The organism is Dyadobacter sp. CECT 9275 (assembly GCF_907164905.1).
Lineage (GTDB): Bacteria > Bacteroidota > Bacteroidia > Cytophagales > Spirosomataceae > Dyadobacter > Dyadobacter helix.
In genome coordinates, this window is record NZ_CAJRAF010000002.1 from 4,022,274 (window position 1) to 4,046,427 (window position 24,154).

Genomic DNA, 24,154 nt, shown 5'->3' on the forward strand with positions numbered 1-24,154 from the left:
GGCTCCCGCTGGGAGCCCTTTTTCATTTAAAAGTGATGTCAATTATAATGTCTTATTAATTCGAGTTAAATGTAGTATTCGTTCATTAGTTGTATATTTGTTATTCAATAATTATGCGGGATAACATTGTGGACGCGCTAATCACTTCGGATAATATAGATGCGCTCTGGGAGAAAGAAATTGAGGCACGATCACTTTGGGGGCACCGGGTGTTTTGTCTGGCTTTTATTTTGGGGTATCCTGCTGCTACAAGCCTCTATTATTTAAACAATAACCCTTATTTTCTCTGGATCTTTAGTATTTCGCTGCTGGCAAGTTTTTCGCTTTTGATATTGCAAATCTGGCATTGGAGGCATAAAATCAACGGACGGGAGGTTTCTTTTTATTCCCAGCTGGCTATCCTTTTTTTTCATGCTTATATACTGGCAACAGTCCCGCATTTATCTTACGAAAGAGCAAATGTGAACATGACATTTGCCCTTATCTTCCTGGTACTGGTTACAAAATGGCCTGTGAGATACGCAGTGATCAGTTCTGCGGTGGTGCTGATTCTCTTTCCCGTGGCGTTGTACAGCCTTTCTCCGGAAGCGCTTTCACTTTATTACAAAGAGGGAGGACTGTTCTTTTTTCTGGGTTATTTATTATTTCCATTCATAGCCAGGCATCGATATAATGCTGATTATAAAGAGTTTATATACAAAAGCAGTTTGCGCCTGCAAAATGAGGCGCTTGAAAACCAAAACGTGCTTATTCAGCAGGCAACAGAAGCAAAGTCTGGTTTCCTGGCTACGATGAGCCATGAAATCCGTACCCCACTGAACGGAATTGTCGGGATTGTACATCTTCTGCAACATGACCAGGCCGTTGATCAGGAACAGAAAGAGCTTTTTCGGACGCTGAAATTTTCAGCAGATCATCTCATGGCTGTGGTTAACAATGTATTGGATTTTAGTAAAATAAGTTCCAAGCACGTTGAGCTTGATCGGTCAGCTTTTGATCTGCGGCTGTTGCTTGGGAACCTCAAAAAAACCTTTATTCCCAGAATAACCGAGAAACAGATCAGCCTGATCTTTGACGTTGCCGACAATATACCTGCCACTCTTTTGGGTGACGAAATAAGGCTGAGCCAGATCATTACCAATCTGATCCATAATGCGATCAAGTTTACGGATGTGGGTTTTGTGCGGTTAATGGTAAGAGCCGAAAGTAAAAACGCTGAAACGGTCCGGGTTTATTTTGAAGTAAGCGACTCAGGGGTAGGTATATCGCCTGACGAGCAGGAGAAAGTTTTCGAGTTGTTCCGCCAGGCTCATTCCCAGAATAACAAGATTACCGCAGGGGGTACAGGCCTTGGACTTGCCATTACCAAAGAATTGCTTCACCTGCACGGAAGTGAGATTCATCTGATCAGTGAACTTGGTAAAGGATCAATTTTCAGTTTTGAAATAGAGTTCCCGTTTTTAAAAGAGGAAATAATGCGCAGTATTGTCATGAATGAAACCACAAGTATATCAATGGTCGGGAAAAAAGTACTGATCGTGGATGATAACCAGACGAATCTGTTGATTGCCGGAACTTTGCTCAAGCGCCGGAATATTGCATTTGATACGGCAAAGGACGGGCAGGAGGCACTGGAAAAGTTTCAGTCCGCAACATACGAGGTGATTCTGATGGATCTGCGAATGCCGGTAATGGATGGTTTCGAAGCTACATTGCGGATACGAGAAATAGATAAGCATATACCGGTAATTGCCCTTTCGGCGTCGGCATTTGAAGAAGAGAAGGAAATGGCACTATCCGGCGGCTTCTCCGGATACCTGGTGAAGCCTTTTCTTCCCGAGGAACTTTACGATATCATGCAAAGCAGTTTTGAGAGGATGAGCAGCACGCCAGCGAAGTAGAAGTCTTGTCTATTTTGTCAAATTTAATGCTGACCGATTTGGATATAAATAACTCCTTTTTTACTTTTCCACTCTGAGATATTTGTAAACTTCCCTCCGTATTAATCAGTTGACAAAACTTTACAATTTTATTAAAGCCCTGTGGAACATTGCCAGGTTCAGATATACTTATTCGATTATTTCGGATGCTGGCAGCAAAGAAAGTTTTGTCCTGATCGGCAATTCCAGCGGAAGGAATCCTTACTGTCGCACTTATTTAAATCAGAGAGATCGGCCCAATGTTCGTCCTGTGTGGTATATCGGGGGGCTTGGCATTGCTGAAAAGCTGGGGAAAAAGTATGGTCTTGTCGTTATTTCAGAAATTGCTGCCCCTGACAATCTGCTGGATAAGGTGCTGCATGTTCCCAATTTTGTTGCCTTAACTATTGATCTCTCCAGGGGACTGTCCGACTATCTGCGGCGGGTATCATCAACTACAAAACAGAATATCAGGCAATTAGAGCAGCGTGGTTTTTCATTTCAGATATCAACAGACCCGTCATGGGTTCCTTCTTTTTATGAACAGTACCTCCTGCCTACGATGGTCATGAGCCACGGAGATGAAGCTTATATATCTTCCCGGTCAACAATCCTGGACAAGCTTAAAGAGGTGGGATCAGAATTTGTTCAGGTTTATCTGGGAGGAGAATGCGTAGCCGCGGGGCTGCGTCAGCGACGGGGGGATTGTTATCATATGATGAATCTGGGCTGGCGAAACGGAACTGCGGAATTACGTAAAAAGGGAGTAGTGACAGCGGTACTATGGTATTCCGTACGCAGGGCGTACGAACTGGGCTGTACCATGGTCAGCTTCGGAGGTACGCCTCCTTATCTTGAAAACGGAGTAACAAGTTTTAAAATGCCGTGGAACACAGGTATTTGTAAAGAACATACGGTATACGGTTATCGGGATTTATTATTGAATCCTGCGCTGAAGCACTGTTATGATTTTTTGAAAAACAATTCCATTATTGCTTACGGAGTGAATAATTGCTTTATCATCTTAAGCAGTAAACTTCCCGAAGATTTCCATTTGCGCTGCGAGTTTATGAAGGGAATAGAAGCCTGGTACCTGCTGAGGAAAGAGGAGGATAATCGCTGGGATGAATTTTCTCATCGGCATTTACCCCTTCCACTGAGGGGCTGGTACGAATATGTTCCGATGCCGCACAGGCATACAGCTTCTTCTGGAGGAAGGGGGGAGTAGGCTTGATTTTCTTTCACTCTAAAACTACAACTATATTGAGGTTGTCTCCGTAAACCGAGTAAATGTTATCCAGGCGACGACTTTATGTCACTGAAAGTATCTAAAAAGTTTTGATATTGGAGCGAAAAAAAATTGAGAAATGAAGGGGTATTTGTTTGCTAAAATCTCCTGTCCTATTTTTGATTTAAATATTACAAACCCTCTTTTCTATTGTCTTGAGAAAATTTTACAACAGCTGTAAAACCCTTTGGGCGCGCGTCCGGTTCAGATTTAATTACTCGGTTATTTCAGATTCGGAGGGAAAGGGAAATTTTGTTGTCCTTGGAAATGCGAGCGGAAGAAACCCTTACTGCCGGACTTATCTGAGCCAGCGGGATCAACCCCGGGTGCGTCAGGTATGGTATGGAGGAGATATTGAAACGGCAGAAAAACTCAGCCGGAAGTATGGGCTCGTTGTTATTTCGGAAATTGCTGCTCCTGCGAAGTTGCTGGACAAGGTGTTGCATGTTCCGAATTTTGTTTCTCTGATCATCCGGCTTCCCGCGGATTTGCCTGCCTATCTGATGAGCATATCGAGTACGACCAGGTATAATATCAAACAGCTTGAAAAGAAAGGATTTACCTATGAAACCTTGGCGGATCCATCCTGGGCTGGCTGCTTTTATAAGCAGTATTACAAACCTACAATGCTGAAAAGCCATGGTGACGAAGCTTGTATTCTGCCGCCTGATGTGATCAGGGAAAGGTTTGCTAAGCCGAGGGCGGAACTTGTTAAAGTCCATCTGAACGGCGTTTGTGTTGCAGCTGGGATCAACCAGCAAATTGGAGATTCCTATCATTTTCAATCTTTCGGTTGGTACAATGGAGATGCAGAATTGCGTAAAGCGGGAGTAGTAACAGCCATATACTGGTATACAATCCTCAGAGCGCATGATCTTAAATGTACAAATGTGAATTTAGGGGGTACCCCTCCATATCTTGAAAACGGTGTAATGCATTTCAAAACCCGTTGGGCAGCAACTTTGTGCAAAGAACCTAGCAGCCATGGCTATCGGGATTTGTTGTTAAATCCTGCGAATGCTCACTGTCATGATTTCCTCAAACGCAATTCCATAGTAGCCTACGGAGAAGATAATTGCTTTATCGTTTTAAGCAGCAAACTTCCGGAAGCGTGTGATTTGCAGGAGACGTTCCTTAAAGACGTAGAAGCCTGGTATCTTTTAAGGAATGAGAAAGGGAATGATTGGGATAGTGCTTCCCACAGACATCTGCCGGTTCAGTTAAGAGGCTGGTATGACCGCATCAGTCTGTCCTATATAAATAAAGTCCCGGAATATGAAATGATGGATTATCCGGAATAGCAAGTGAATGATTTGAATGTACCCCGTATCTGAATGATTGTTAAAACAAATGCTCCCGTAATTCTGATTGTTTCCTTTCAGAATTACACTGGAATTTCTCATCTTCCCAAAGTCCTTTCGGAAGCCGGGTTTAGTGTTTGTGCTGTCTGTCCGCGAAACGGACATTTGTCACAAACCAAGTTTTTAAAAGAGGTATACCCGCTACCTGAACATACGTTTTACTGGTTGTTCAGAAAAGTGTTTCTTAAATCCGTTAAAGAAGCAAAGCCTGTGCTGCTTATTCCGGGTGACGATGCTGCGCTTGCATTCCTACAGAACCTGATGTTTCAGCTGCCTTCGGGAGAATTTAAGGAGCTCTTGAGCCTTCTAAAACACTCCCTTGGTTTTCCTGAATATTACCGCGCGTGTACGGATAAGGCTGCTTTTGGGAAAATGTGTGAAAGCATCGTATTGAATACTCCGGAACAATACCTGTGTTTGAATACTTCCGAAGTGGTGCATACAGCTGCCCGCTTAGGGTTCCCGCTGGTCTTCAAGAAAACTTTGTCATGTGGTGGAACAGGGGTTCATATCTGCCACAACATGCAGGAACTTAGAGCGCATGCCACCGGATTCTTCGGCACAGGTATTCACAAATTAATGGATTGGCTTAAATGGGAAGTGCACAAGGCGCGGGGATGGGATATCAGGCATTTGATGCAGCCGCAGGAAGAATTAATCCTTCTTCAGAAATACATTGAAGGAAAAGTGATTTCTCACACCTTTGTGACCTGGAAAGGAGAATATCTTGCCGGGTTTACTTACGAAAACCAAAATAAAGGAGAGCGCAGCAAGGACCCAAGCCGCAATATCCGGATCGTAGATCATGTGCCTGAAAGCGAGGAGATTGCCCGGAAGCTGGCTTGCCATCTGGGATTTACCGGATTTGCATGTATTGATTTAATAAAGGATAAGAAAGGAGAGATTTTTCTGCTGGAGTGCAATGCGCGACCCACGCATACAGTGGTGTATGGCCGGGAAATTGGGCTGGACCTAGGTCGGATGCTGTTTGAAACCAGGACATTGGATCAGGTACCCCATGATGGGATCAGGAACTTCGCGCTTTTTCCGGATGCTTACAGAGAAAACCCGGACAATTTTGATGCCAATACATCGCGTATTCCGTGGGACGACCCGAAACTTTTCTGCTCCCTTTTGCAAGAATGCCCCGGACAAACCATCTCGATAAAATGGCTTGTGTCAATGGTGTATTACTGGACAATAGATAAGCTGGCCGCCTACCGGAACAGGAAATTAATGTTCAGCTATCCGGTAATACCGGATTTTGCAGCTAATCCGGGCAAACAGCGGAGCAGAGAGGAGTGGATGGTAGTACCGGAAGTCTCCATCTGAGGATAATATTAAACCCAGGATATTTTTGTGTTAATACCCGATCGGTTATATTTTAATGGCGCGATAGGACCATTCTGAAATGGTTTCAAATAGCAGGGATAAATACGGGGAAGGGAATTGAAAATATCCGGCCCCGCATTTCAATACAATAGACCTTTCGTTTTCGCGTTATCTCGCAAAAATTACCACCCCCAACCTTACCTATGATTTTCCAGCGTTGTATCTTCACTGCCGTTTTGATCCTGGCAGGATATTTTGTACAGGCACAGCATTTTGCATTAAGCCGCCTTTTTTATCCAAATGTCACACTTAAAGCAGATTATAATGTTCCTGCGGGGATGGGCGCAGCAGGTGATTATGGACTGACGCGTTCGGGGTTCTTTGGGATCATACCTGTGCAAAGTGAAGTGCAGCTAGGGTACAGCCTGCGAAAAAAACTGGATCTGAGGGCTATCCACACGGTTATGCTGGCTCAGTACACACAGATACAGCCGACAGTCGGGGGGATGGATTCACCAGAAAACGGATACAAAACGTTGTCGTTGGGTGTAATACGCCTTCAGGCTAGTATCAAAGACAAACTGTGGGTGTATGGTGGAGGATTGGGATTGACGGAAACCAATGAGACACTTTTTACGCCACAGCCTTTCTTCTGGGGCGGGGCGGCCCGTATGCATATTCTGGGGCTAAGAACGCAGATCATGTACGGGTCAGTACTGGCCTATAATCAAAAAATAAAATTTGTACCTGTTTTTGGTCTCAACAAGGGGCTGGGAAAACACTGGCGGGCTTCGGCTTTGCTGCCCTTTATGGCGAATGTTAATTACAAGGCAACCAAGTGGTTCAATGTGGATATGCTGACAGGCCTGAATGGTTACAGCGGAGGCTTTCAGGTGCAGACTCCTGAGGAGAAAATGCTGAGGAGAGAAAATTTCCGGCAGATTAAAATCGGAATGTCGGCTAATGCACATTTGTTTACTGTGCTGAATGTTTCGCTGGAAGCCGGAGTAACCACATTCCGGCAGATCAAAACATTTAACAGCGCACGGGAGAACCTCGCTACTTACCACCCTGCTACTACGCCCTACATCGGCGCCAGCGTCAGATACATTACCAGCCGCTCAAAATTTTCTTCCCGATTTACGCGGAAAATGGGTTTAGGAGGTGATTCTGGCATTAACTGGTAGGGGATTATGCAAGGCCTAATTTGCTGGCTTCTGCTTTCAGTAAATCTTTATTGATAGGAACAACCCCCACCATTTCACAAACGAGGCCGCCGCCCAGGTTAGAGATACCTGCGATGGCCTCGGGAGGTAAATCCAGGGCAACACAGCAGGCCGCAATACTGATGACAGTATCCCCGGCACCGGAAACGTCTGCAATCTGTCGGATATGGGCAGGCAGCTTATGGCATTCATTATGGTAATCAATATAAACACCCCGCTCCGACAGGGTGATTAAAGCCCCTTTTGCATTCAGTCTGGATTTCAGCTGTTCCACTACTGCTTGCAGCTGTGCCGGATCGTCTACGTCGAAATCTATTTTCAGGCCCTCACGTAATTCTTTAAGATTGGGTTTGAACAGCGTGGTATGCTGGTAGGAAAGGAAATTTCTCTTTTTGGGATCAACCACCGTGGGTACGTTGTGAAGGTTTGCCAGTTCCGTAATGGCGGTTATCGTTCCGGGGGTTAAAACGCCCTTATCATAATCTTCAAAAATGACGACGTCACAGGAAGGGATCAGTTTTTTTGCAGTTTCAATCAGGAGCTGCTGCTCTTCAGTGGAGATCGATACCTCGGTTTCGGTGTCAATACGTACCACCTGCTGAGAACCTGCGATGATCCGTTCTTTAATAGTGGTTACCCTGTCGTTACTCCGGATAAGCCCGTCACAGTTGAGACCTTTTTCCTTGAGGCTGTTTTCCAGGAGATCCCCCGGGCCGTCAGTACCAATCACAGTACAGACTATCGCCTCAGCACCAAGTGCCTGAACGTTCAGGAGAACATTCCCGGCGCCCCCCAGCCTGTATTCCCGGTGGCTCACATGCACCACCGGCACAGGCGCTTCCGGAGATATTCTTTCAACTTTTCCCCATACGTAGGAGTCAAGCATTACGTCGCCAACAACAAGAACTTTTAAATGATTAAATGCTTCAAATATCTGATGGATATCCATGGATCGTCCCAATTATATACTTTATATCGTCCGGAAGATGTCCTTGACCGGGCGGTGTTTTAAATTACCTTAGATACTAACAGAAAAATGCAGACTTGCTACCTGGAAACGCTTGTTGAGGTAGAGCCGATGGGCGTTCGTCCTTGCTTCCGAAACGCCAGAGTCCAGATGTACCTGATCGTATCCTTCTTCTTTGGCAAAATTCAAAATCCAGTCCAGCAAAACGCCGGCATATCCTTTGCCGCGGTATTCAGGTAATGTCGATAGGTCATCAATATAGATGTACTTTCCTCTGAAAAGGTTGTAGCCCGTTTCAAAAACAGCGATGGAAGCCGCAGTTTCGTCTTCTTCAATAAAAATGATCTGGCGGTTGTCGGCTAGTGTTTTCCTGACCATCTCCATGTATCTGTCATCCGTAATGGAAGGGCGTAATTCCTGCACAGCCTTCCGGCATTTGAGGATATCGGCTTCAGATTCAGCCTTGTGAACGGGACTCATCCTTTAGTGGGTGGTATGGTTAAGTTGGACAAATTATGACCCATTTTATCTCGTTTAGTCAGCAGATAGTTCTGATTATGAGGATTAGCGGGGATCTCTATCCCTACAGAATCCACGATCTCAAGACCATATCCGATCAGCCCCGCCCGCTTTTTGGGATTGTTTGTAATGAGTTTGATTTTGGAAACATCCAGATCGCGCAGGATTTGGGCGCCCACACCGTAATCACGCTCGTCAACCGTAAAACCCAGTTCCAGATTTGCTTCAACGGTATCCCGCCCCATTTCCTGGAGCTTATAGGCCCTGAGTTTGTTTAAAAGCCCAATTCCCCGGCCTTCCTGGTTCATGTATACGATAACCCCTTTGCCTGCCTTATCCACCATGTCCATTGCGGCATGAAGCTGCGGGCCGCAGTCGCAGCGGCACGACCCGAAGATATCTCCGGTAACACAGGAAGAGTGTACTCGCACCAAAACCGGTTCATCTTTTTCCCAGGTACCTTTCACCAGCGCCAGATGGAGATCTCCCGTATTGATCTGACGATAGCAGATGAGGTCAAAATGGCCCCAGTTGGTAGGCATGTCCACACCAATTTCCCTTTTGATCAGAGATTCTTCTCTAAGCCTGTATTCAATAAGATCCTTGATACTGACCAGTTTCAGGTTAAGCTTGTCGGCTATCTGGCGTAGCTGGGGCAGGCGTGCCATTGAGCCATCTTCATTCAGAATTTCAACCAATACGCCGGCAGGGGATAAACCGGCCAAACGGGGGAAATCAATGGCTGCTTCGGTATGTCCTGTGCGCCTCAGTACACCTCCCTTTTTTGCCTTTAAGGGAAAAATGTGCCCCGGACGGCCCAAGTCGCTGGGTTTGGTATCCGGGTTAACCAAAGCCTGAATGGTCTTGGACCGGTCGCTGGCCGAAATGCCTGTTGTACAGCCATTTCCAAGTAAATCCACAGATACCGTGAACGCAGTTTCGTGCAGAGCCGTGTTATTGCCAACCATCATTTCCAGTTCCAGCTCGGTACATCGTTCTTCCGTCAGCGGCACACATATCAGTCCGCGCCCTTCCCGCGCCATGAAATTGATGATTTCTGGGGTAACCAGTTCTGCGGCACAAATGAAATCACCTTCATTTTCGCGGTCCTCATCATCTACTACAATAATTATTTCTCCTTTTTTGACAGCAGCAATAGCTTCTTCAATGGAATCTAATTTTATTGAACTATTATTAATATTGTCCATTAATGGGATGGGTGAAAAATAGTTTCACAGTTATGCTCGTTAAAAGTGCAAAGGTAAAGCCTTAATATTTAAAAGTTTTACTTTTGGGCTTCTATTGAATCAACAAAGGAGAAGCCCGAACCGTTTCAATGATGGCCGTTGGAATGGGCGGGTATTAAAATAAGTAATTGTAACTCAACTATGAAGCTAAAATTACTGGCTTTTTTTTGGATGTGGGTCTGGGTATTTATTTCATTTGAAACAAATGGACAAGGTTATTGCGGCACTGCAGGAGGGTTTAGTGTAACACCTGCCCGCGGCTGTACGGACCTTACCGTGAGCGTGAATAATGAAGTGAGCGGTGCCCAGAATGTCAGGTACGTTTACGACTTTCCCCGCTCTCAGACAGATCCGCCCGATGCAAGAAATACCACGGATGAAACTTCTCATACCTACATTGAACCCGGTACTTACACTATTTTACAGGTAGGCAGTTCCAACGGTACGGGATTTAAATATTGTAACGACGTAACGGTGTTTGAGTCCAGGCCACCCAATGTGCAGCTGCTTACCTGTGGAAACGGAAAGGTGCGGCTCACGATTGTGGATGATAAAATTGCCCAGGCCTATGACCGTATCGAAATTGAATGGGGCGGAGGTGCACCTATCAATACCTGGAGAAAGGGAGACAAGCTTTATTTTGATCACATATATCCTGTGGCTGGCCCAGCACCGTCCATTCTGGTAAAGGGAGTATATACCGATGGGCGTTGTGAAGGAAAAACAAGTACAACGGTGGTTTCCGGTCCTTCCGTCATTCCTTCGCTGGATAAAATCAAGATCAAAAGTGTTGAAATGCTGGCGGACGGAAGGGCCAGGATAATTTATGAGGGAATGGATGGGGTGAAAACTGAAGTTCAGGTTGACAAGGGCGGAGGCTTTTTTGAGGACACGGGCCAGAGCGGCACTTCCGGAGGCCCGCAGTCCCTTATTGTCGGAAACCTCGATCCCAGGCAGGTGTATCGTTTCATGCTTGTTTCTACGGATATCTGCAATAACATGATGAACAGCCCGATCGTCAGCAGTATCTCGGTGGCGCGGGGAAGTGTTGCGCTGGACGAGATCATTTCGGTAGAATGGAAGAGCAGGCCTCATACCGAAAACCTGGTTGAATACCAGCTTAAGAGAAACGGGGTGGTGATTTTTACAGGAAAAGAACTGTCCTATCTGGATAAAAGTGTTCAATGTGGCAATACCTATAAATATGAAGTGGTAGCGATCATCGAAAACGATGTGCGCTCCTACTCCACCTTTGTGGAAATAGAGCCTAATAGTTCGAGCCCGGAGAAAATTGAGCGCGCCGTAGTGTCCGTAACAAATGATAATGTGATAGACATGCAGGTGGAGCTTTCGGGAACAGGGCTCACCAGCAGTTATAATTTGATTGTCGAAAGAGCGGACCTTGGCAGCAGGAATTTCGCGCAGATATCTCCTCCCAGCAATCAGAATCTGAAATACACCGACAGCCAGGTGAGCACTTCTGAACAGTCGTACTGTTACAGGTTCAGCTATCAGAACGCCTGCAAACTAAGCTCCCCCATGAGTGACCCCGTTTGTACCATTTTACTTAAAAGTAACACCGTTGACCTCTCCTGGAATGCGGACAGCCCTTTTACCGGTGGCGTGAATGCATACGAGGTAGTGCTCAGGGATCGAAATGGGAATGTACAGGATGAGATACCCAAACAAAACCAGACCAGGCACGAAATAAACCTCAACGACCAGGCTGCAGGTTCTTTTTCTTATCAGGTGAAGGCCACAGGAAATAGTGCGAATATGGTGAGTTATTCTAATGTAGTGAGTTTCAGGAGAGATATTATTTTACAGATACCAGACATTTTCACCCCTAACGGAGATACACATAATGACCGTTTTGAGGTGAAAGTATATTTTGCCGAATCTTACAGGATGTCTATTTTTGATAGATGGGGAAGCGTTGTATTCCAGTCTACCTCTACGGCAGACAGCTGGGATGGGAAAGTCAACGGTAAACCGGCCAATGGGGGTTACTATATCTATAAAGCCCAGGTTACCGATGCCACAGGATATACGACTGTTAAGAACGGCAGTTTTTTATTGGTAAGATAACTTCAGTCAGGAATATTTTCTGACTGGAAATTTGATAAACCACCTGTCTGATTGCCGCTGCGGTGACGGGCAGGGATCACACACACTTATGATAAAAATAATTCTACCTTTAAAACGGGTATGGGTGCTTTTGACCCTATCCGGTAAGCTGGCAGCCCAGGGGCTTTGTTCAAATCCTGGCGGCTCTTTTCACCTGGATGTTAGCGAGGGATGCGCCCCCGTAACCATCACCATTACCAATGACGTGCCCAATGAAATCGATGTTGGTTATCTGATCAACTATGATGGGAGTTCCACGCAAAACCTTTCATTTACAGACAGGCTTAAAAATTATACCTACTATGGTGCAGGAGTATACACGGTGCTTCAGAAAGCTGTAACGGCCAGTGGACAATTTTATGCCTGCCAGAAGGTTACTGTTTACGAAAGCCGGAACGTCAATACCCAGTTTACCTCCTGTGGAGGTGGTAAAATAAAAATTTCACTCACAAATGATGTCATACTGAACGCCTATGACCAGCTGGATATTAACTGGGGCGACGGGGAGACCATGACCTGGAAAAGGGGAGATAATCTGCGCCTGGAGCATATCTATACCCCTACCTCCGTAAGCCCGACGGTTAAGATAAGGGGGATATATACTGGCAACAAGGCCTGCGCAGGTGGTTCAGTTTTATCCATACCCGTTTCGTTTCAGCAAACGCAGCTCAATAGTATTCTGCTTAAGTCATTGGTAATGAAGGGTAAAGGAACACTGGAAGTAAATTATTCCGGGATTAATTCTGTACAGACCAAAATTCAGTATCGTTCGGGTAATGGCAGCTTTGAAACTGCAGGGTCCCGTTCAGGCGGAGGTTCTCAGTTTTACAGGATTGATAACCTGAATACGGCTGCGGTTTATCAACTGAAACTTTCTTCCCAGGATCTTTGCGGTGAAATGCTGGATAGCCCATCTGTAACAAGTATGCGAATTACCGGAAGCAGCGAGAATGAAGAAAATTTACTGGAATGGAATAGATATCCAGAGGCAGGTGATTTTGAGGAATACCAGCTTTACCGTGACGGATTTCTGCTGGGAACGTTTACGGATATCAATGAAAATAATTATGTTGACAAGGCCGTGCAGTGCGGGGACAGCTATGAATACTATGTGGTAACCCGGCTTAAGGGAGCTACCTCGACTTCTGCATTTGTGACGGTTAAAACCAAAACAACACAGGCCAGGCCCATTGAAGAAGCCTATGTTACCACGCAGGGAGAGAAAAGCATACTGATAAAAGCAGTTATACCGGGCGGGCAAAACAACTATGAGCTTACCCTGGAAAAGTCGGAAGCCGGGAGCGACTTTAAAAAGCTGACTACTCTGTTTGCCCAAAATGAATATGAAGACCTGGATGTAAGTACCAGCGCAACAGCTTATTGCTATCGTTTTATATACCAGAATTCATGTGGGCAGAAGCTCCCGGCCACCAGTCCGGTTTGTACCATTTTGTTGACCAATGAATTATCCACTTTTCGCTGGAATAATGAGTCACCTTTTCTAAATGGAGTGAAAGGTTATCAGGTTTTGCAAAGAGGGTCGGTGAGGGGAGAGGAACTCATTAATTTGGAAATGGCTGCACATTATACACCAGGATTTACCTCACAGAGCGACCCTGAATACACATTTCAGATCATGGCCAATGCTACGGACGGTAAGTTTCAGAGTTTTTCAAATATTCTGAGTTATAAAAGAAATCCGGATGTATTCATTCCCAGTGCCTTTAGTCCCGACGGAGACGGATATAACGATGTACTGGAGGCAAAAGTTACTCAGGTTCGGTCGTTCAGCTTATCGGTACTGAACAGATGGGGAACTGTAGTATTTCATTCAGATGACATCGGCACTGGATGGGATGGCAAAGTGAACGGGGCAAATGCACCGGAGGGTTCTTATATCTATAAACTGGTTCTTGTGGATGACATTAACCAAACTATCGAAAAAAGCGGTACTTTTATGCTTCTGAGATAGATAACGATTTATTATATTAAAAGGAAGAATAGTAATTATGTTTGGAAATATGGCAGACATGATGGGCCTGATGGGTAAGATGAAGGACCTGCAGGCTCGTATGAAAGAAGCGCAGGATCAGCTTTCAGGTCTTGTTGAAACGGCGGAGTCGGGTGGAGGGATGGTAAAAGCAACTGTCAACGGACAAAAGAGTCTGATCGGTCTGGAAATAGATCAGGATTTAATCAATCCTGACGATAAGGAAATGCTGCAGGATCTTATTGTAGCTGCTGTTAACAAGGCTTTGGAAACCATTGAACCTAAAATAAAAGAACATCTGCAAAAAGCTACCAACGGTTTGCTGCCGAACATTCCGGGATTAGATCTGAGCGGATTAATGAAATAAACAGTAATTGATGACCTCAGCCACCGCAATAGTAATCCTGAATTATAATGGCAGGCATTATCTTGAAAAATTTCTTCCCAACATTATAGAACATTCAGCAGGTTACGAAATCTGGATAGCGGATAATGCGTCAACAGATGAGTCATTGCAATGGCTGAAAGATTTTTATCCATCGGTGCACACACTGCGGATCCAGGAAAACAAGGGATATGCAGGAGGTTACAATTATGCATTGAAGCATATTTCGGCTCGCTATTACATTTTGTTAAATTCGGATATTGAGGTCACGGATAACTGGATAGAGCCGGTTATCTCGTTCATGGATGCTGACAGGCATATTGCTGCCTGTCAGCCCAAAATCCGTGCCTATGATCTGCCCACTCATTTTGAATATGCCGGTGCCGCCGGTGGGTATATGGATTACCTGGGTTATCCGTTTTGCCGCGGCAGGATCTTTGATACCCGGGAGGAAGATACCGGGCAATATGATGACGTCCAGGACGTTTTTTGGGCCACAGGCGCCTGCCTTTTTGTAAGGGCAGAGGCTTTCCACGAAGCAGGAGGGTTTGACGAGAGTTTCTTCGCTCACATGGAAGAGATAGACCTCTGCTGGCGCCTGCTTAATGCCGGGCATCGGGTTACCTATTGTGGCATGTCTACCGTTTATCATGTGGGCGGCGGTACATTGCATAAATCCAACCCGAAGAAAACCTTCCTCAATTACAGGAACAACCTGATCATGCTTTTCAAAAATTTACCCTTGGGCAGAAGGTGGAAAACTATTTTTTTCAGGCTGATTCTGGATGGCATTTCAAGCGTACGTTTCATGGCTGCCGGAGCCTGGCCTGACGTCCTCGCCATTGTCCGTGCCCATTTTGCTTTTTACCGCATGATTCCTTTCTTAGTAAAAAGTCACAAGCGTACGACCTATCGGGCTCCTCTGTATTACAGGAGTGTTGTGTGGGAATATTTTATTTTAGGCAAGCATAAATTCAGCCAACTGACAGGAATTGAGACGCCTAAAGCTCCCAAATCGTAGGGCTGTGGTGCCTGCGCCAGTGCTGGCGCAGCTGCATCCAGAATGCCAGTATAAGATATAGGATAATAGGAGAACCAAACGTCATAAATGTGGCATATATGAAGTATAGCCTGATACTGCTTGCAGGAAACTTCAGTTTCTCTCCCAGATTGGCGCAAACGCCAAAAATTTGATCCTCTACAAAATAGCGTAGCCTGTTCATACCATTTTTCCTAATAATTGCCTCATAATTAGGGAATTTCGTGATGTTTTCCAATTAAATGGACAATTATTGATTATGCGGCCATGAAATGGCAAAATACCGTTTACTCGTAAATATTCAAATTATTCGGGCAAATAAATTGTTTTCCAAACAATTTTTGTTTCTTTGTGATTTAAGAATTTGTAAACGATTCATTATTATCAGGATGTCCTGACGATAAATGCCAAAAAATCTTCTGTTAATAGCTTGAGCCTCCCTCAATTATTTGGCAAAAGAGTAGAAAGCTTATCAATGAAACGCAGCAGATTCTTAAGTATTTTCACCTTATTTCATTTTTTATTTCACTATTATGCCAACAGGTACTGTAAAATTTTTCAATGAAGCCAAGGGATACGGCTTTATCGTTGAAGACGACACAAACAGGGACATTTTTGTTCATGTGACAGGATTGGGAGGACTTACTATCCGTGAAAACGACCACGTTGAGTTCGAAGTCGTTGAAGGTAAAAAAGGACTGAATGCCGTACAGGTAAAAAAGATATAGATCTATTTTTTTTGCAGTAAGGTATCACGAAAACCGGAGGTTGTTACTTCCGGTTTTCGTGATTTCCGGCCTTTTTATTAAGATACCCAAGCTGTTACTTCGTCGAGAGTCGGCATTTTTACTTCGATTTTCAATTTTTTCCGCATTCCTCCCAGGTCGTTAAATATTTTATTGGGACTGGCGCTTTTCAGTTGCTCAATCGTGTGCAGGTTCATTTTCTGGAGAGCAGGTACCCACACCGCGGGGACTCCGGCCGAAACATAATCAGCCTCTTTGGCAACCTCCACTTTTTTCTCCGGCCGCATTTGCGGAAAGAAAATCACTTCCTGAATACTGACGTTGTTCGTCAGCAGCATGGTGAGCCGGTCAATCCCGATACCTATTCCGGAGGTAGGTGGCATGCCATATTCCAGTGAGCGCAAGAAATCGTCGTCCATTTCCATAGCCTCGTCGTCTCCCCGTTCTTTTAATTTTAGCTGATCTTCAAACCTTTCCCTTTGTTCCGCTGGGTCGTTCAGCTCAGAATAGGCATTCGCTATTTCTTTGCCATTAACAAATAGTTCAAAGCGTTCCACCATGCCTTTTTTGGTACGGTGTTTTTTCGTCAGCGGAGACATTTCTACCGGATGGTCGATAATGAAAGTGGGCTGAATAATATTGGATTCCACTTTTTCACCAAAAATCTCATCAATAAGCTTGCCTTTACCCATACTTTCGTTTACTTCCATGCCCCAGGCACGGCACTGCTCACGGATTGCTACTTCATCAAGCTCGTCAACGTTCAGTCCTGTATACTGAAGAATGGCATCGGTAATACTCAGGCGCGGGTAGGGGCCGGCAAAATCGAGTTCCTGCGTCCCGAACAGCGTTTTGGTGGTACCGTTAACGGCCAGCGCCACTTTTTCAAGTACCTGCTCCGTCATTTCCATCATCCACAGATAGTCTTTATAAGCAACATAAAGCTCTACGGTTGTGAATTCCGGATTATGCGTGCGGTCCATACCCTCGTTACGGAATAACTTGCCGAACTCATATACTCCGTCAAAGCCTCCTACAATGAGCCGTTTGAGGTGAAGTTCTGTTGCAATGCGCAGATATAGGCCAAGGTCCAGTGCATTATGATGCGTAGTGAAAGGCCTGGCAGCAGCTCCACCATGGATGCTCTGCAGAACAGGCGTTTCCACTTCTAGCCAGCCGTTTGAGTCAAAATAGGATCGCATGGTGCTGATGATCCGGGCACGTTTGACAAAAATATCACGTACCTCGGGATTCACGATCAGGTCCACATAGCGCTGTCTGTAACGCAGTTCGGGGTCTGTAAACCCATCATAAATGTTCCCTGCTTCATCCCGTTTTACCACCGGAAGCGGGCGTAAGGATTTATTTAGCAGGGTGAATTGCTGTACATGGACAGAGATCTCTCCTGTTTGCGTAGTAAATACAAAACCTTGGATACCAATGATATCACCTATGTCCAGGAGCTTTTTGAAAACCGTATTATACAACGTTTTGTCTTCACCGGGACAAAGATCATCTCTGCGAAAATACAGCTGAATGCGTCCGGTACTATCCTGCAACTCAGCAAAGGCAGCACTCCCCATGATCCGGAAGCCCATGAGCCTCCCTGCCATTGTAACGTTCTTGTAATCTATTTTGCTGTTTTCGTAATTTTTAAGAATGTCGTCAGCATAAGCATTGATAATGAATTCTTCTGCCGGATACGGCTCAATTCCTAATTTTACCAGCTCATCGCGTTTCTGGCGACGTAATATTTCCTGTTCGCTTAATAACATTTGATCCGATATTTCTGAAATGGGCGGTGTTTTGGACTTCAGAGCAGGTTGTGAGGCTGATCACCAGCTCCGGCCCGAAATCCCGTTTGTTAAATTTTTTAACCCCATTTCCTTATGTTCTAAAATAGTGTGCAAAAGTAGCATTTTTTGACGTGAATACCGAAGTGCAGAAATCATAACATATACAGAATAACGGCCCGGAAAACGCCAGGAACCTGACGCTATTTCTTTTTTCCAGAACACTAAACAAAAAACAGTTACTTTTTTGCGATCTTACGGGATCAATATCCCGGGTGCAAGACCTTCTGGAATGGTTTTTTACCTATATCGTTATCGGTGTATTGAGCCAGGTTTAAACCTTTCTTTTTATTTTGTTTAGAATGTTTCCCAAACTTTTAAAAGCTTTCGGAATTGCAGCGTTGATTGTTGGTGTCCTGCTGGGAGGGATAGAAGTGTGGGTATCGCGGAACCAGGAGAAAATTTTCAGGAAAATTCAGGCTACTGTGAATGAGAATCTCAACGGAAATCTAGCCGTTGGCAGGTTTAAATTCAGGCCATTTATCGGAGGATTCGGCCTTAATTTTACTCTTTCGGATGTCACACTGACCGATACCTTATACAACAGTCATAAAACACCCTTTCTGCAAGCTGGTACTATTCATGTGGCGCTGAATCTGAACGGCATTTTTTCCGGAAATTTCAAGGTGGAGAATTTGGTTCTCAAGGATGGCGGGCTGAGGATTTTTGTGAGAAAGGACGGGTATTCCAACCTTTCAATATTCAGCAACAATAAAAAGAAAAGGGATAATAAAAGTGAAAAGGGGATCGACGAGGATCTTATAGCCAAATTGAAGAAACTTCGTTTTATCAATTATGAAGTTACTTATTCTGACTCTACCACGGCCAAAGAATACGGCGCCATTTTAAGAGATGTTACCAATGAACTGGTCCAGGAAGGCTCTCAGATAAATGGTAATTTTCGGGGTAATGTTTTCTTTAAAGGGTTGATATTCAAGCCTGCTAGGGGTGGGTTTCTTGTTAATCAGGAAACGGATCTCAGCCTGGTGATCGCGTATGATCAGGACTTGAAAGAGCTGAGGATTTTACCTTCAACCCTTCAGAATGCCACACATGATGTGATCGGAATAAAGGGGAACTTTGACCTGGCAGATTCGGTCAAAAAGTTCAGTATGTTTTTTGATGCCAGGAAAATCCAGGTAGCCAATGCTTTGCCGCTGCTTCCGAAAATTGTCAGCGCGCAGATCGACTCCATCGGGATCAAAACCAGGGTGGATACGGAAGTGAAGCTGGTAGGCAAGTTTGGACCTATGCAGCCCAGGCTCGATGTGCATTTTAAGACTGATACCTTCAATTATGACCTCCCAGTCGGTAATTTAAAAAAAATGGTAGCCGATGGGCATTATACCAACCAGGCCGATACCACACAAATCCCGAATGTTTTTAATACCCGGTTAACCGCACCTAGTGTCAGGGGCTTTTTTGAGTCACTGCCTTTTAATTTCAAACTTACAGTTAACAATTTCAGAGATCCAAGAGCCGTCCTGGATGGCTATATCAAAGCTGATTCGATTAGTCTGGATGGTTTACTGGATCCCAAGAGGTATCGTTTCAATCAGGGAAGCGCCGATATAGAATTCCATTTTGACGGAAATCTTAAAAAATTCTATAATCCGGGTAAGGATAAGTTTGACGGACAACTTTGGGGGAAAGCTTCCATCAAGGATGTGGCCATGGACTATTTGCCAAGAAAGGTTCATCTGAAAAAAATTACGGGCGAATTTATGTTCAATGAAAAGGCAATGGTTTTTCCAGACCTCTCTTTTCATGACGGACAGAATATGCTTTATGTAAAAGGGAAGGTAATGGATCTGATCCCCTACCTGTTTGGTTCGCCAAAGCCTTTGCGTGCTTTGGTAGATATCAACATTCCGAGCTGGCAGCTCAACTGGCTTGAACCTTTGCTGGCCAACAGGGGTGCTCCAAAGCAGGCAAGAAAGAAAAAGCTGAAGCTTACGTCCCTGCTGGATGACGTGATCGATAATATGTCGATAGCGGCCCGGCTGCGATCCGGGAATTTGAAATACAAAAGTTTCAAAGCCAGTAACGTAATGGGTGATTTTGAAATTATTGACAATTCAGTCCGCATTAAAAGTTTTTCCATGAATGCTTTTGGCAAAGGGCATTTTGAAGTATCCGGAGAACTTGACAACTCCGGAAAAAATCCTTTGCCCCACGTTGCGTTAAGAGGTAACATCAGAAATGCGAATGTGAATTCTGTTTTCTCTTCTTTTAACGATTTCGGGCAAAAGAGCATTACTGATGCAAACATCCGTGGGCTGCTGAATACCTCATTTAATTTTCAGTCAAGGCTCAATAACAATGTCCGGCTGGTGCCTTCGAGTATGCAGGGAGAAGTACACATGGACCTCAGGAATGCTTATATACTTAATTTTGAGCCTTTTCTTAAGATGAAAAAGCTGATTTTTAAGAATAGAAATTTTGAAAGGGTCCAACTTGCGCCTATTGTCACTGATTTTAAACTAAGCGGAGAGGAGATAGAGATCAGGCCGCTGGAGATAGAATCCAACGTCATGACCTTGTATATTGACGGGGTTTACAGCTTTGGAAGAAAAACCAACATCAATATTCAGATACCGCTCAGTAACCTCAAGAAGCGGGACTCGACCTATGTTCTCAACCCCAACGATCCTAAGACAAAGGAGGGGTCGAATATATACCTCAGAGCTATTGACGAAGGGGGAGAGGTTAATTTTAAGCTTGCCTTCAGGAAAAAGAAAGACAAGCCCAAAGACAAGGAACAGCGTTGATCAGGAGTTCTGGACCTCGTTGGCAAACATATAACCCACTCCTTTGAGCGTTTTGATATAGGTTTCGCCCAGCTTTTCCCTTAATTTCCGGATGTGTACGTCAACGGTTCTTTCGAGCACGTAAATGTCTGCACCCCAAATTTTCTGCAGAAGCTCATCCCGGCTGAATACCTTGTTGGGCGTTTGAGCCAGAAAGAAAAGTAATTCGAACTCCTTTTTCGGAAGCACCACCGACTTCTCGCCGTTTTGAGTAACGGTGTAATTTTTACGGTTAATCGCCAGATCCAGGATGTCGATCTGATCGCCGGATTCTGCTTTTTGCGCTTCTCTGCGGAACAGAGCATTGATGCGGCTCATCAAGGCGCGGGGCTTTATAGGTTTTGTGATATAGTCGTCTGCACCAACTTCGAATGCCGCTACTTCCGAATACTCTTCGGACCGGGCGGTGAGGAACAGGATATATGTATTTTTTATATCCGGATTCTGGCGAAGAATTCTGCCCGTTTCAATGCCGTCCATCTGGGGCATCATGATGTCGAGCAGGATAAGGTCCGGAATAAATGTTTTGGTAATCTCTATTGCTTTTTTTCCGTTGGATGCGGTCACCACTGAATACCCTTCTTTGATGAGATTGTACTCAAGAAGTTCCACTATATCTGAATCATCATCAACAACCAATACCTTAGGCACTGAGTTACTTGCTTTTGCGGTGCTCATTTGTCCTTTCGTTAAAATCGGTTCGAAATTAGTGGATGTGTTTTTCACATTACATACACTTCGGGATTGTTAACACAAATATAATATCATCGGCGGGTAATTCTGAAGAGCTGGCCTTGCTCATTGCTGACCATTAAATCGTGATTATTAATAAAAACGATGGCCTCGGCCTGTTTGTGAACAAACCTGAAACAGCCAACGGGATGCCGGAAATTAACCATATCCTGCTCGATCCGAAATAACAGGATTTTCCCATACGTAAGGAGTGCAAATGTTTTTCCGTCAGGGCTCACATCTGCGGAGGTAACCTGGGTGCCAACGGATATACTGTCAGCAGGGCTCGTGACATACCGGCCTTCCTGGGCGGGTAAGGCGTATAGCTTTACGAAATGATTATTTCGGCTTCGGTTCTTTGAAAACAAATAGAGTTTTTCCCTGAAATAGAAAAATGCTTCGCTATCAAAGTTTAAGCTTTCAGCCGGGGGCGGAAATTGTTTCTGATCCGCGTAGGAAAATTCGATTTTCCCGATCTCTGTTTCATTGTTATTTTTAGGGTCAATGTTGACTTTGTAAATGACCAGATCTTTTCTTTGGTTACTGTTATTGCCAATATCCCCAATAAAGATACTGTTGCCTGGGCCCTGCGACAGATCTTCCCAATCTACGTTGATAGCTCCGGGGATCACTTTTTGAGACAGGTAATTTCCGGTTGAATCTATCTCATATAATTCAGGCAGGCCTCCGCTGTCGTTATGGGTCCAGTAGGATTTCCGGCTGAGATCTCTTGCCAGTCCCGAACTTTCCGTAACTACGTTTGGAAGCTTGCCTATTTTGCTAATTTTGTATTGTGAACGTACCTTATCGAATTTGTTTACCTTATGATCCTGCTGGCAAGTACAAAGTATAGTTTTCAAGGCAACCCAAAAATATATTAACCTACTCATGAACTCTACGTTACGTTCTCTTCCGGACAAAGATAAAGAAACACCTTATTACATTAAACTTGCCAGTATTCTTGTTGCGCTTATCGCCGGAGTGTATATTCTTTTCACCCTGAGTGAAACAATCATACCACTGGCATTTTCGGTATTGCTGGCCATCCTTCTGCACCCCGTATGTGCTTGGCTTGAACTGCGCCGCGTACCGCGTATCGGTGCCATTTTGCTCAGTATACTGGTACTTGTGATTGTGCTGGCGGGGCTGATTTCCATTGTTACTCTTCAGATGGGGAGTTTTGGAGAAGAGCTTCCCCGCATCACCGAAAAAGCGGAATTGCTCCTGGATGAGACCCTCACGATGGGGGAGCGGTACCTGAACATAAGCCGTAATCAACAGGTCAGTGAGGCAAAGAAATATCTGATCAACACGCTGAGTGAAGGGAAAACCTTTTTTCTTAACACGCTGGTAACTACCACCGGAGCTATCTCGACATTTATCCTGTTGCCTTTGTATATCTTCTTTTTCCTTCTCTACCGTGATTTTTTCAGGCGTTTTGTACACAAGGCTTTTAAGAGTGTCCCGGATGCCCATTTAAATATGCTCCTGAAAAAGATATACATGGTGATACAAAGTTACCTGTCCGGGCTCTTTCTCGTTATTCTGATCGTCGGTGTTTTAAATAGCATAGGATTGCTTATTTTAGGAATTCCGCACGCCATATTTTTCGGGTTTCTGGCAGGATTCCTTATCCTGATCCCCTACATCGGAATTCTCATCGGATCTGTTCTGCCGGCTTTGTTAAGCATTGTTACCATGGATTCGCCCTGGTATGCGGTCGGGGTGATAGGAATCATGAGCTTTGTGCAGTTTCTTGAGGGGAATTTTATTACTCCCAACATTGTGGGATCCAAGGTAAGCGTCAATCCGCTTGCGGCCATCGTGGCTTTGTTTCTGGGCGGTCAGCTTTGGGGTTTGTCCGGGTTAATTCTGGCACTTCCTTTTACGGCAATTTTAAAAGTTATCCTGGATGCTATTCCAAGTATGGAGCCGTTTGGTTTTTTGCTGGGAGAGCCGGTTCATGAGGTAGCAGAGGAAAAAGCAGAAGAGCAGAAGGCACAGCAAAAGGAAAATTCAAAAAAGCCCTACCGCCGATACAGGAATAAACCGCGTAAAAAACCTGGGATTAATCCTGCACCGGGCTCATCCGATACGGCCACTGCCTGATTATTTTACAGGTTGGACTTTTTCCACACTGATGCCAACGCTAAGTACAAATGGAAGGGGATTCTGGCGCATTGATTGCGACAAGGTGAAAGTGTAAATTCCTGGTTTGGGGAAAACGTGATTTTTCAGAACGGGAATTTTATGGTCGAATAAATCACCAAGGCCGTTTCCAAAAGGTTTTCCTGTGATCTCGTTTGAAATAAATACTTCCTGTAGCACGGAAGATAGCTGCTTGCCATCAGGGCCTGTGATTTCTCTGGTCAGGTAAAGATTATAATAAGGATACTGTAAGGAATTCCTCAGCAGATAATAAATATGGTATGCCTGGGTGGTATCCTTGATGTCAACCTTAAACTGCGGTTTGTTTTTGATATACCAGAGCCCGTCAGGAATATCATCGTAGGCTGTATAAACCACATTTTCGTTGCAGCTGAAAAAAAGAAAAGCCAGACAGGCAACAACCAGATAACGCACTGATTTCATCGGAATAATTAAAAGTCTGAA

20 protein-coding genes are annotated in these 24,154 nt (G+C 44.7%); 12 read left to right on the forward strand and 8 right to left on the reverse strand.

From position 1 onward, the window contains the following. Window positions 1-113 precede the first annotated feature (113 nt). From KOE27_RS24535 to KOE27_RS24555, 5 genes are all read left to right on the forward strand, one after another. The gene (locus KOE27_RS24535) at window positions 114-1,901 is read left to right on the forward strand and encodes a response regulator (protein WP_215241347.1); all 1,788 of its coding nucleotides are present in this window, start codon (window positions 114-116) and stop codon (window positions 1,899-1,901) included. 109 nt (window positions 1,902-2,010) lie between these two features. Next, a complete protein-coding gene (locus tag KOE27_RS24540; RefSeq protein WP_215241348.1) occupies window positions 2,011-3,147 on the forward strand; it encodes a GNAT family N-acetyltransferase in 1,137 nt (378 codons plus the stop codon). Window positions 3,148-3,362: 215 nt separating this feature from the next. After that, entirely contained in the window at window positions 3,363-4,508 is a 1,146-nt protein-coding gene (locus KOE27_RS24545; RefSeq protein ID WP_215241349.1) for a GNAT family N-acetyltransferase, read from the forward strand. 33 nt (window positions 4,509-4,541) lie between these two features. Then, window positions 4,542-5,900, forward strand: coding sequence for an ATP-binding protein (locus KOE27_RS24550; protein ID WP_215241350.1), 1,359 nt, complete (start codon window positions 4,542-4,544; stop codon window positions 5,898-5,900). Between the two features lie 203 nt (window positions 5,901-6,103). Continuing rightward, on the forward strand, window positions 6,104-7,087 hold the full coding sequence (locus KOE27_RS24555) for a hypothetical protein (protein WP_215241351.1): 984 nt from the start codon (window positions 6,104-6,106) through the stop codon (window positions 7,085-7,087). Between the two features lie 4 nt (window positions 7,088-7,091). Here the strand turns inward: KOE27_RS24555 and KOE27_RS24560 are convergent, their stop codons facing one another. The 3 genes from KOE27_RS24560 to KOE27_RS24570 form a co-directional block, all read right to left on the reverse strand. After that, a complete protein-coding gene (locus tag KOE27_RS24560; RefSeq protein ID WP_215241352.1) occupies window positions 7,092-8,075 on the reverse strand; it encodes a bifunctional heptose 7-phosphate kinase/heptose 1-phosphate adenyltransferase in 984 nt (327 codons plus the stop codon). 69 nt (window positions 8,076-8,144) lie between these two features. Further along, the gene (locus KOE27_RS24565) at window positions 8,145-8,573 is read right to left on the reverse strand and encodes a GNAT family N-acetyltransferase (RefSeq protein ID WP_215241353.1); all 429 of its coding nucleotides are present in this window, start codon (window positions 8,571-8,573) and stop codon (window positions 8,145-8,147) included. Next, window positions 8,570-9,820, reverse strand: coding sequence for a bifunctional 3,4-dihydroxy-2-butanone-4-phosphate synthase/GTP cyclohydrolase II (locus KOE27_RS24570; RefSeq protein ID WP_215241354.1), 1,251 nt, complete (start codon window positions 9,818-9,820; stop codon window positions 8,570-8,572). The genes KOE27_RS24565 and KOE27_RS24570 overlap by 4 nt, the downstream gene beginning before the upstream one ends. Before the next feature lie 180 nt (window positions 9,821-10,000). Here KOE27_RS24570 and KOE27_RS24575 point away from each other — a divergent pair, with 180 nt between their 5' ends. The 4 genes from KOE27_RS24575 (at window position 10,001) to KOE27_RS24590 (ending at window position 15,382) form a co-directional block, all read left to right on the forward strand. Continuing rightward, window positions 10,001-11,947: a T9SS type B sorting domain-containing protein gene (locus tag KOE27_RS24575; RefSeq protein ID WP_229252927.1), complete on the forward strand. Its 1,947-nt coding sequence runs from the start codon at window positions 10,001-10,003 to the stop codon at window positions 11,945-11,947. Between the two features lie 124 nt (window positions 11,948-12,071). Further along, the gene (locus KOE27_RS24580) at window positions 12,072-13,958 is read left to right on the forward strand and encodes a T9SS type B sorting domain-containing protein (RefSeq protein WP_215241355.1); all 1,887 of its coding nucleotides are present in this window, start codon (window positions 12,072-12,074) and stop codon (window positions 13,956-13,958) included. Between the two features lie 37 nt (window positions 13,959-13,995). Continuing rightward, window positions 13,996-14,343 (forward strand): YbaB/EbfC family nucleoid-associated protein, encoded by a 348-nt coding sequence (locus KOE27_RS24585; protein ID WP_215241356.1) that lies wholly within the window; start codon window positions 13,996-13,998, stop codon window positions 14,341-14,343. Window positions 14,344-14,353: 10 nt separating this feature from the next. After that, a complete protein-coding gene (locus KOE27_RS24590) occupies window positions 14,354-15,382 on the forward strand; it encodes a glycosyltransferase family 2 protein (RefSeq protein ID WP_215241357.1) in 1,029 nt (342 codons plus the stop codon). On the opposite strand, the gene KOE27_RS24595 is transcribed toward KOE27_RS24590, so the two are convergent. Continuing rightward, window positions 15,363-15,584 carry a PspC domain-containing protein gene (locus KOE27_RS24595; RefSeq protein ID WP_215241358.1) on the reverse strand — a complete coding sequence of 74 codons (222 nt, stop codon included), beginning with the start codon at window positions 15,582-15,584 and terminating at the stop codon, window positions 15,363-15,365. The two genes, KOE27_RS24590 and KOE27_RS24595, sit on opposite strands and share 20 nt — an antisense overlap. Before the next feature lie 349 nt (window positions 15,585-15,933). Between KOE27_RS24595 and KOE27_RS24600 the strand changes: the two genes are divergently transcribed. Further along, the gene (locus KOE27_RS24600) at window positions 15,934-16,128 is read left to right on the forward strand and encodes a cold-shock protein (RefSeq protein ID WP_215241359.1); all 195 of its coding nucleotides are present in this window, start codon (window positions 15,934-15,936) and stop codon (window positions 16,126-16,128) included. A 77-nt stretch (window positions 16,129-16,205) separates the two neighbouring features. On the opposite strand, the gene lysS is transcribed toward KOE27_RS24600, so the two are convergent. Further along, window positions 16,206-17,921 (reverse strand): lysine--tRNA ligase, encoded by a 1,716-nt coding sequence (lysS, locus tag KOE27_RS24605; RefSeq protein WP_215241360.1) that lies wholly within the window; start codon window positions 17,919-17,921, stop codon window positions 16,206-16,208. A 380-nt stretch (window positions 17,922-18,301) separates the two neighbouring features. Between lysS and KOE27_RS24610 the strand changes: the two genes are divergently transcribed. Further along, the gene (locus tag KOE27_RS24610) at window positions 18,302-20,770 is read left to right on the forward strand and encodes an AsmA-like C-terminal region-containing protein (RefSeq protein ID WP_215241361.1); all 2,469 of its coding nucleotides are present in this window, start codon (window positions 18,302-18,304) and stop codon (window positions 20,768-20,770) included. On the opposite strand, the gene KOE27_RS24615 is transcribed toward KOE27_RS24610, so the two are convergent. Both KOE27_RS24615 and KOE27_RS24620 read right to left on the reverse strand, forming a co-directional pair. After that, on the reverse strand, window positions 20,771-21,487 hold the full coding sequence (locus tag KOE27_RS24615; protein ID WP_215241362.1) for a response regulator transcription factor: 717 nt from the start codon (window positions 21,485-21,487) through the stop codon (window positions 20,771-20,773). It abuts the gene before it with no gap. An 86-nt stretch (window positions 21,488-21,573) separates the two neighbouring features. Continuing rightward, a complete protein-coding gene (locus KOE27_RS24620) occupies window positions 21,574-22,401 on the reverse strand; it encodes a hypothetical protein (protein ID WP_229252928.1) in 828 nt (275 codons plus the stop codon). A 28-nt stretch (window positions 22,402-22,429) separates the two neighbouring features. Between KOE27_RS24620 and KOE27_RS24625 the strand changes: the two genes are divergently transcribed. Further along, window positions 22,430-23,650, forward strand: coding sequence for an AI-2E family transporter (locus tag KOE27_RS24625; RefSeq protein WP_215241364.1), 1,221 nt, complete (start codon window positions 22,430-22,432; stop codon window positions 23,648-23,650). Here the strand turns inward: KOE27_RS24625 and KOE27_RS24630 are convergent, their stop codons facing one another. Further along, a complete protein-coding gene (locus KOE27_RS24630) occupies window positions 23,651-24,133 on the reverse strand; it encodes a gliding motility lipoprotein GldH (protein WP_215241365.1) in 483 nt (160 codons plus the stop codon). It abuts the gene before it with no gap. Between the last annotated feature and the right edge of the window lie 21 nt (window positions 24,134-24,154).

Coding starts and splice junctions, on each gene's coding strand:
- KOE27_RS24585 (WP_215241356.1), top strand. CDS start 13,996: ATGTTTGGAAATATGGCAGACATGATGGGCCTGATGGGTAAGATGAAG.
- KOE27_RS24575 (WP_229252927.1), top strand. CDS start 10,001: ATGAAGCTAAAATTACTGGCTTTTTTTTGGATGTGGGTCTGGGTATTT.
- KOE27_RS24565 (WP_215241353.1), bottom strand. CDS start 8,573: ATGAGTCCCGTTCACAAGGCTGAATCTGAAGCCGATATCCTCAAATGC.
- KOE27_RS24615 (WP_215241362.1), bottom strand. CDS start 21,487: ATGAGCACCGCAAAAGCAAGTAACTCAGTGCCTAAGGTATTGGTTGTT.
- lysS (WP_215241360.1), bottom strand. CDS start 17,921: ATGTTATTAAGCGAACAGGAAATATTACGTCGCCAGAAACGCGATGAG.
- KOE27_RS24560 (WP_215241352.1), bottom strand. CDS start 8,075: ATGGATATCCATCAGATATTTGAAGCATTTAATCATTTAAAAGTTCTT.
- KOE27_RS24535 (WP_215241347.1), top strand. CDS start 114: ATGCGGGATAACATTGTGGACGCGCTAATCACTTCGGATAATATAGAT.
- KOE27_RS24595 (WP_215241358.1), bottom strand. CDS start 15,584: ATGAACAGGCTACGCTATTTTGTAGAGGATCAAATTTTTGGCGTTTGC.
- KOE27_RS24625 (WP_215241364.1), top strand. CDS start 22,430: ATGAACTCTACGTTACGTTCTCTTCCGGACAAAGATAAAGAAACACCT.
- KOE27_RS24610 (WP_215241361.1), top strand. CDS start 18,302: ATGTTTCCCAAACTTTTAAAAGCTTTCGGAATTGCAGCGTTGATTGTT.
- KOE27_RS24570 (WP_215241354.1), bottom strand. CDS start 9,820: ATGGACAATATTAATAATAGTTCAATAAAATTAGATTCCATTGAAGAA.
- KOE27_RS24550 (WP_215241350.1), top strand. CDS start 4,542: ATGATTGTTAAAACAAATGCTCCCGTAATTCTGATTGTTTCCTTTCAG.
- KOE27_RS24555 (WP_215241351.1), top strand. CDS start 6,104: ATGATTTTCCAGCGTTGTATCTTCACTGCCGTTTTGATCCTGGCAGGA.
- KOE27_RS24590 (WP_215241357.1), top strand. CDS start 14,354: ATGACCTCAGCCACCGCAATAGTAATCCTGAATTATAATGGCAGGCAT.
- KOE27_RS24630 (WP_215241365.1), bottom strand. CDS start 24,133: ATGAAATCAGTGCGTTATCTGGTTGTTGCCTGTCTGGCTTTTCTTTTT.
- KOE27_RS24600 (WP_215241359.1), top strand. CDS start 15,934: ATGCCAACAGGTACTGTAAAATTTTTCAATGAAGCCAAGGGATACGGC.